Here is an 8,403-nt window from a genome sequence, read left to right on the forward strand (position 1 = left end):
TCGGGTACTGATGTGCGCGAATGGGGGGCGCGGATGGGCGCGGAAACCGCCCTATTCCCCTCGCGCCTCGGCCCGAGCCGTCCGGCCCGCCCGCCTCCGGGGTGGGTCGCGCGCCTCCCTGCTGCCCGTCCCTGGCCGCCCGGGCAGCGCGGCCTCCATCGACCGGCAGGTGGCGAGCACCAGTTCCAGCGCGGCGGCCTGCTGCGCCTCGTCGAAGCGCGACAGCGGGCCGGACACCACGACGGCGCCGATCAGTTGCCCGCCGCCGTCCAGCACCGGGGCGGCGACGGAGGCCGTATCCGGCTCGCGCCCGCCGGCGGACAGGTGGCCCGCCTTGCGAATGCCCTCCATCTCGGCCCCTGGGGCGCCGGAGAAAGCGAGCAGCACCCGCCCGACCACGCCGTGCGCCACATCGAAGCGCGCGCCCTCGTCGACGTGGTGGCGCACGATGTGGCGGGAGTTCTCGCGGATCAAGCACACACGCTCAGCCCCCTCGCGCACGTAGAAGGACGCGCTCTCCCCGGTGGCATCGCGCAGCGCCGCAACCATCGGGCGCACGATGTCCTCGAACCCGTATTGCTGGCGGTAGACTTGGCCGAGCTGCCACACCCGCCGCCCCAGCCGGTAGACCATGTGCGAATCGCGCTCAAGGAAGCCCGCATCTTCCAGCGTCGCGCACAGGCGCACGGTCGTCGCCTTGTTGAGCTCCGTCGCCCGCGTGATGTGCGCCAGCGTCATCCCGGAGGCCGAGGTCGCGACACATTCCAGGATATCCAGCGCCTTGCGCACGGTGGAGGACGTGTTGCCATTGGGCTGCTCAAGATGGTTCATATGTTGATGCATAGGTCCGATATATGATACGGGCAGGGCCGGTGTCACGGCTGTAGGGGGCTTCAAGGCATGGAACAGGATCTACTCGCTCCGGATGAAATCGTACGCTCCCTGCATCTACGCCGCGTCCGCGTGTCCCTGCACACGCCCTACCGACTGTCGTACCGCACTTTTGACGAATTCGAACCGTTCCTCGTTGAGGCGCGCAATGCCGACGGCCGCCTCGGGCTGGGGGAAGCTCATATCTCCCCAGGCTCCAGTAAGGAGACTCGGGAGGGAGGCTGGGCCTTCTGCACGGAGATGATGCCAGGCCTGCCAGGGTTGCCAGTTGCCGAAGCGCGCGCTCGCGTGCTCGCGGAAGCGCACCGTAGCCCTGCTGCCGCCTCCGCCATCGTCACCGCACTGGAAATGCTAGGTCAGCACCGGGCGCTGACCACCACGCACACCGTGCGTCACGCCCTACTGGCACCGATGGCGGCGACGGAGCCGGACGCGATCGCGGCCGAGATGGAGCGCTGGGTGGAGCAGGGCTACCCGACACTGAAGGTGAAGGTGGGCAAGGACGTGCAGGCAGATCTGGCACGGGTGCGCCACATCCAGGACTGCGCGCGGAGCCGGGTGACACTGCGCCTGGACGCCAATCGCGGCTTCGACCGGGCGCAAGCGCTCGCCTTCGTGCGTGGGCTGGACCCAGAGGGGATCGAGCTGTTCGAGCAGCCCTGCCCGACCGATGCCTGGGACGACAACGCCGCCGTCGCCGCCGCCTCCCCTGTTCCGCTGATGCTGGATGAGCCGATCTGCTCGCTCGCCGACATCGCGCGGGCCGGGGATATCCCGAACGTCCGGTTCTGCAAGGTGAAGTTGAAGCGCTTCTCCGGCCTGGGCCGCTTGATTGCGGCGCTGGAGGCGGTCCGCGCGCATGGAATGGGGGCGGTGTTGGGCGACGGGCTGGGCGCCGACCTCTCCGGCTGGATGGAGGCAATGGCCGGCGAGGGCCGCATCTACGGCGCCGGCGAGTTTAATGGCTTTCAGAAGCTGAACGAGGGACTGCTCGCCGAAGCGCTGCCGGCGCGCGGGCCGAATATCGAAATCCCAGCCGGCTTCGTGCCCCGGCTCGATCCGGCCTCCGTCGCGCGCCGAACGGAAGCCGAGTTCAGCGCCTGAGCCAAGCCGGGGCCGGTGGGGCGGGCCGGCGGCAGCGCCACCGCCCGCTGGGTGTCACGGCTCAAACACCGCGCTGGCGCGGCACCACGCCAGCCCTGGCCGCCGGTCGGCCCGCACCCGCCTTCCTCGCCAGAAGGGCGCCCGCTACCCAGCGCGGGCGGCAGCCTCGGCCCGGTCCAGCAGGAAGGGCATCAGCCCGCCAGCGCGCCAGAAGGCCAACTCCTCTTCTGTCTCGATCCGTGGGGTCAGAAGCAGTGTCTGCTCCTGGCCGGCCACGTGGCATGGCACGCTCGCCCCAAGTCCGGTCAGCTCTGAGAGGTCGAGTTCCAGCACCTCCTCCCCCGTCCAGCCCAGGGCAGCGCGGCCAATCCCAACGGGGAAGGCCAGCGGCAGCACGCCCATGGCCAGCAGGTTAGCCCGGTGGATGCGCTCGAAGCTCTCCGCGATCACCGCGACGACGCCGAGAAAGCGAGTGCTCTTGGCCGCGTCGTCGCGCGAGGACCCGGTGCCGTATTCCCGCCCGGCCACCAGCACGAGCCCGGTGCCGTCCGCGCGGTAATGCCGGGCCGCCTCCTGCATCGACATGACGGCGCCGTCCGGCCAGTGCCGCGTCATCGCGCCGGGCAGGCCGGGCGTCATCTCGTTATGCAGATCCGGGTTGGTGAAGGCGCCCAGCAGCATCGTCGCCCAGTTCCCACGCCGCGCGCCGAAGGTGTGCAGCCGGTCACGGGCGACGCCCTGGGCGAGCAGGTCGTCGCCCGCCGGCGTGCCGGGGCGGATTGGGGAGGCGGGCGAGATGTGGTCGGTCGTGACCTTGTCGCCGAACATGCCGAGGATGCGTAGGCCCCGCAGCGTGCCCCGACGGGTGGACGGGTCGGCGGGCTCGATCGGCGGGCGGCGCACCGTCGTCGGATCCAGATGCCAGGGGGAAGGCCCGGGCGGCGGATCGATGTCGCCCCAGCCCGCACGCGCCTCCTGCTCGGCATGGAAGGCCTCCGGCCCAACCGCAGCCGCCATCGCCGCTTCGATCTCCTGCCGGCTGGGCCATAGGTGGGACAGCGTCACCGCGCGCCCGTCCCGCCCGATGCCGATCGGCTCGGTCGTCAAGTCCACGGCCGTCGAGCCGGCCAGCGCATAGGCCACCACCAACGCTGGCGAGGCGAGAAAATTGCTGGGAATGGCGGGATGAACGCGGTTCGCGAAGTTGCGGTTGCCCGACAACACGGCGCTGACGGCAACGTTCCGCGCTGCCAAGGCCTGCTCAATGCCCGGCTTCAGCGGCCCGGCGTTGCCGATACAGGTGGTGCAGCCGAAGCCGACAATGCCGAAGCCGAGTGTGTCGAGCGCCTCCTGTAGGCCCGAGCGGCGCAGGTACTCCGCCACCGCCCGGCTGCCTGGCGCGAAGGAAGTCTTCACCCAGGGCGGCACGGTGAGGCCAGCGCATACGGCGTTGCGCGCCAGCAGCCCGGCGGTCATCACGCTGTGGGCATTGGCGGTGTTGGTGCAACTGGTGATCGCGGCGAGCACCACGTCGCCCGGTTGCAGCTCCGGGGCAGCGGCTGCGTCGTTGGCCGTGCTGTTGGCGACGGCACTGGCCGCATCGCCGGCTAGGCTGCGCGTCAGCCGGGCCGCTGCGGACAGGGTCAGGTGCTGCTCCGGCCGGCCAGGCCCGGCCAGGCTCGGTCCGACCACCGACAGGTCGAACTCGATCGTCTCGGCAAATTCCGGCACTGCGTCCGCCTCCCGCCAGAGGCCCTGCGCGCGGCAATAGGACTCGACCAATGCGATCTGCGCCGCCGTGCGGCCGGTCAGTGACAGATAGCGCAGCGTCTCCGCGTCCACCGGAAAGAAGAGGCAGGTCGCGCCGGCTTCGGGCGCCATGTTCGCCACCGTTGCCCGATGCGCAGCCGGAAGCTCGGCCAGACCCGGCCCGAAGAACTCGACGAAGCGACCAACCACCTTCGCCGTGCGCAGGCGCTGCACCAGAGAGAGCACGAGGTCGGTCGCAGTCGTACCATCAGGCAGCGCGCCGACTAGGCGCACGCCCAGCACGTCGGGCAGCGCCATGGTTACCGGATTGCCCAACAGCGCGGTCAGCGCCTCCAGCCCACCGACTCCCCAGCCCAGTACACCTAGGCCGTTGATCGTGGTGGTATGGCTATCGGCCCCAAGTACCGTGTCCGGCCGTGCGAGGCGCCGGCCCGTGGCATCCGGCGGCGAGGCCGCGACCACGGTTGCCAGCCGCTCCATGTTGATCTGATGGCAGATGCCGGAGCCCGGCGGGAACAGGTGCAGGCCGGGAAACGCCTGTTCGGCCCATTTCAGGAAGGTGAAGCGCTCGCGGTTGCGCGCCATCTCCGCCGCGGCGTTTGCCTGTGCCGCGCCGGGGTCCGCCGAGACGTCGACCGAAAGCGAATGGTCGATGATCAGGTCGGACTGTACCACGCAGCGGAAGCTGTCCCGCGGCAACCCGCGCTCCGCCGCCTCCTGCTGCAACGCCGCCAGATCCACCAGGACCGGAATGCCGGTGTAGTCCTGCAGCAGCACGCGTGCCGGGCGGAACGGCACAGATAACGGCTGCGGACGCGGCCAGCCTCGCAGCGCTGCCAGCACCGGCGATGCGAATTCGAAATCTTGCGCGCGCAGCAGCATCTCCAACAAGATGCAGATGGAGGCGGGCAGCCGCTCCGGCCCGCCGGTTTCGGCCAGCGCGCTGCGCAGGCAGGCGATGTCGTACTCCGTGCCATGCACGGTCAAACTGCGTCGCGCCGTCATTAGGGGCCTCCACAACGGTTGCAAATCCACCGGCACCGGCTTACAGCACACTCGTGGATTTTGAACCAATGGTCCATTTTGTTCGATTGCGACCTGCCTTTATCAACGCAAGGCCAGCCGGGGACGGCAGGACTGGGGTTGGTCGGGCCGGGAAGGCTTCGGCCAAGGACGGCCCTGGCCGGTCGGCCCTAAGGGCGACCGGCCCCCCGGTAATTGCCCCAAGGCGATCGCGAAGAGCGGGATCCCGCCGGGAACGGCCCCGCGCGGGGAGGACAAGAACGAATGCTGTACCGAATGGCACATCGCGCATGCACGCCGGCATGTGCCCGCAGAATCTGGCTGGAGACCGATCGATGAGCATCAAGCGACAACTGCACCTGAACCTGTTCATTCACGGCCGCGGCCATCACGAGGCCGCGTGGCGCCATCCCGCCTCCTCGCCCCTGCCTCTGACGGATATCCGCTACTACCAGGACCTGGCGCGCAAGGCTGAGGCGGGGCTGTTCGATTCCGTCTTCCTGGCCGACACGCTCGCACTCGCCGAGGATGTGGCGAACGCTCCGCGCGCCTGGCTGGAGCCGGTGACAACGCTGGCGGCCCTGGCGGCAGTGACTGAGCGGATCGGCCTGATTGGCACCTGCTCGACCACCTATACTGAGCCCTACAACCTCGCCAGGCAATTCGCCTCCCTCGATCATATCAGCAATGGTCGCGTCGGCTGGAACATCGTCACCTCCTGGCTCGCGGCGGCGGCGCGCAACTACGGCGACGACAGCCAAGTTACCCATTCGGACCGGTATGCGCGCGCCGACGAGTTCATGCATGCAGTGACCGCGCTTTGGGACAGCTGGGCGGACGACGCGGTGCTCGATAACCGCGCGACCGGCCAGTACGCGAATGCTGCGCGGATCCATCCAATTGATTACAGCAGCGCGCATTACCGCGTCGCCGGGCCACTCAACATCCCGCGCGGGCCGCAGGGGCGCCCGGTGCTCGTGCAGGCCGGGTCGTCCGAGACCGGCCGCGCCTTCGCCGCCCGTTACGCCGAGGCGGTGTTCACCGCGCAGATGGAGAAGGCCAAGGCGCAGGAATTCTACACCGACCTGAAGCGGCAGGTGGTCGCGGCCGGCCGCAAGCCGGAACAGGCTCTGATCCTGCCCGGTTTGAGCCCGGTGATCGGCGGCACCGAGGCCGAGGCCGAGCGCATCTGGAAGGAGCTGTCCGAGCTGTCGGACCCGGAGGTGGGACGTAAGCGGCTTTCCGGTCGGTTCGGCGGGCATGACTTCTCCGCCCTGCCGCTGGACCGCCCGCTAACCGCCGCCGACTTTCCCGATCCCGCCACCGTCCAGGCGGCGCGCAGCCGCACCGAGGTCATCATCGCTCTGGTGGAGCGCGAGAAGTTTACCTTGCGGCAGCTGCTGAACTACATGGCCGGCGCCCGCGGCCACTTCGTCACCCTGGGCACGCCCGAGCAGATCGCCGATCTGATGGAGGATTGGATCGACACCGGCGCCGCTGACGGCTTCAACGTCATGCCGCCGGTGCTACCGATGATGCTCGACGTCTTCGTCGAGCAGGTGGTTCCGATCCTGCAGAAGCGCGGCCGGTTCCGTACGGAATATTCCGGCAGCACGCTGCGCGAGCAATACGGGCTCGACCGGCCGGCCGCTTGAGCACTGCTCTGCCCGCCGCCAATCGCGGCGGGCCGGCAGCGTCGCACGACGGCACCCCCTCGCATTTCGGCATAGCGGCGGTTACCGTGCCCGGTACCGTCGGTCGACGGGCCGGGTAGGCGGGCAGAATGACGAGCAATTTCCTTATGCAATGTTCGCTGGTCGGGTGGCACCCGGCGCGGTTCGAGAAGACTGCATCAACGCGGCCTTAGACGCGACCAAAGGGAGGTAACGAACGGATGTACACCATCAGTCGGCGACGCGCGCTGCAGGCTGGCGCGGCAATCGGTTTGGGTGCAGCGTCGGGGGCTCGGGCCGAGACAGTGAATTTGCCCTTCGAGAACGGCGAACGACCGCTGGTCCGTTACCCGCAGAAACGGCCCATGATCCGGCTGACCTCTCGTCCACCACAGCTTGAGACGCCGTTCTCTGTCTACGGCGAGAGTGTCATTACCCCGAACGACGCCTTCTTCGTGCGATACCACCTCGCGGGCAACACTCCACCGCAGAACCTCGACCCGGACACCTACCGAGTGACGGTGAAGGGCAAGGTCCAGCGGTCGCTCTCACTCTCTCTGGCCGACATCAAGGCGCTTCCGGGAGCAAGGGAGATCGTTGCCGTGAACCAGTGTTCCGGGAACAGCCGCGGCTTCTTCGAGCCGCGCGTTGCCGGCGGGCAGGCCGCGAATGGGCTGATGGGCAATGCGCGTTGGCGCGGCGTGCCACTCAAGGCGGTGCTGGACCGCGCAGGTGTTGCCGCTGGCGCCGTGCAGGTGAGCTTCAACGGACTGGACGAGCCAGTGTTTACCGACACGCCGGACTTCACGAAGGCCCTTGGGATCGACCATGCACGCGATGGTGAGGTTATGCTCGCCTGGGGCATGAACGGCACGGACTTGCCGGTGCTGAACGGCTACCCGCTGCGCCTAGTGGTGCCCGGCTACTACGGCACCTACTGGGTGAAGCACCTGCACGAGATCACCGTGCTCGACAAGCCGTCCGACAGCTTCTGGATGACCACGGCCTACCGCATTCCGGACAATGACTGCGCCTGCGTCGAGCCCGGTGCAGCGGCGCCGAAGACCCGTCCGATCGGGCGATACAATGTCCGCAGCTTCATAACCGCACCCGCTGCGGCCGGGCGGGTTGCGGCAGACCGCGACATCGTCGTGAAGGGTTTTGCCTTTGATGGCGGCTCGGGCATTGCCCGTGTCGAGGTCTCCCCGGATGGCGGGCAGCACTGGACGGTGGCGCGACTCGGCGAAGATCTCGGCAACTACTCCTTCCGGGCATTTGAGGCTGGCCTGCGCCTGCCGGCGGGCGAGCATCGGCTCATGTCGCGCGCCACCGGCCGCGATGGCGGTACCCAGCCGCTGGAGGCGCGATGGAACCCACCGGGCTACATGCGCAACGTCGTCGAGACAGTGACCGTGACGGCGGCGTGAAGGGGGCGAACATGCGTGCATTCATCATGGCGGCCGCCCTGGCCGCGGGCCTGGCCGCCTCGGCCACGGCGAAGCCAATCGAGTATGAGCTGCCGGAGGAGACCGCGGAGCTGGCTCCTGGGCCGGGACAGGACGTGGCACAAGCGAATTGCGCGGCCTGCCACTCTGCGGATTACATTTCGACGCAGCCCCGTAACCAGCGTGATCCGCGCGACTTCTGGACGGCAGAGGTGACCAAGATGCGCCATGTCTACGGCGCGCCGATCCAGGAGTCGGACGTGAAGCCGATCGTGGATTATCTCACCGCTACTTACGGGCGATGAGGGGCGTTGAAGCTCCTATAACGGTCCAGGACGAGGTCGGGGTCGTCCGGATCCAACCGTCCGGCGGGACTGCCGCGAAACTGGGGGTCAGGCGACGATGGCCGCTTGCGGGTGACAGTCGTTGGCAGCCGAGAAGCGCTGGCCGAAACCGGTGCCGAGCGTGCCGTTGTAGACGGCGCAGCGAACCTGGAG

6 protein-coding genes are annotated in these 8,403 nt (G+C 68.5%); 4 read left to right on the forward strand and 2 right to left on the reverse strand.

Features of this window, described 5'->3' with window-relative positions:
- Positions 1–51: 51 nt before the first annotated feature.
- Positions 52–831 (reverse strand): IclR family transcriptional regulator, encoded by a 780-nt coding sequence (locus ACO1BU_RS27720; protein WP_424139199.1) that lies wholly within the window; start codon positions 829–831, stop codon positions 52–54.
- A 69-nt stretch (positions 832–900) separates the two neighbouring features.
- Here ACO1BU_RS27720 and ACO1BU_RS27725 point away from each other — a divergent pair, with 69 nt between their 5' ends.
- Complete coding sequence (locus ACO1BU_RS27725; RefSeq protein WP_424139200.1) at positions 901–1,995, forward strand: mandelate racemase/muconate lactonizing enzyme family protein; 1,095 nt, start codon at positions 901–903, stop codon at positions 1,993–1,995.
- 144 nt (positions 1,996–2,139) lie between these two features.
- Here ACO1BU_RS27725 and acnA read toward each other — a convergent pair whose 3' ends face one another.
- A complete protein-coding gene (gene acnA, locus ACO1BU_RS27730; protein ID WP_424139201.1) occupies positions 2,140–4,770 on the reverse strand; it encodes an aconitate hydratase AcnA in 2,631 nt (876 codons plus the stop codon).
- A gap of 353 nt (positions 4,771–5,123) precedes the next feature.
- Between acnA and ACO1BU_RS27735 the strand changes: the two genes are divergently transcribed.
- From ACO1BU_RS27735 to sorB, 3 genes are all read left to right on the forward strand, one after another.
- Entirely contained in the window at positions 5,124–6,443 is a 1,320-nt protein-coding gene (locus tag ACO1BU_RS27735) for an LLM class flavin-dependent oxidoreductase (RefSeq protein ID WP_424139202.1), read from the forward strand.
- Between the two features lie 239 nt (positions 6,444–6,682).
- Complete coding sequence (gene sorA / locus ACO1BU_RS27740) at positions 6,683–7,888, forward strand: SorA family sulfite dehydrogenase catalytic subunit (protein WP_481133246.1); 1,206 nt, start codon at positions 6,683–6,685, stop codon at positions 7,886–7,888.
- Positions 7,889–7,899: 11 nt separating this feature from the next.
- Positions 7,900–8,211: a SorB family sulfite dehydrogenase c-type cytochrome subunit gene (gene sorB, locus ACO1BU_RS27745; RefSeq protein WP_424139204.1), complete on the forward strand. Its 312-nt coding sequence runs from the start codon at positions 7,900–7,902 to the stop codon at positions 8,209–8,211.
- Positions 8,212–8,403 lie beyond the last annotated feature (192 nt).

The organism is Roseomonas chloroacetimidivorans (assembly GCF_049629625.1).
GTDB lineage: Bacteria > Pseudomonadota > Alphaproteobacteria > Acetobacterales > Acetobacteraceae > Roseomonas > Roseomonas chloroacetimidivorans.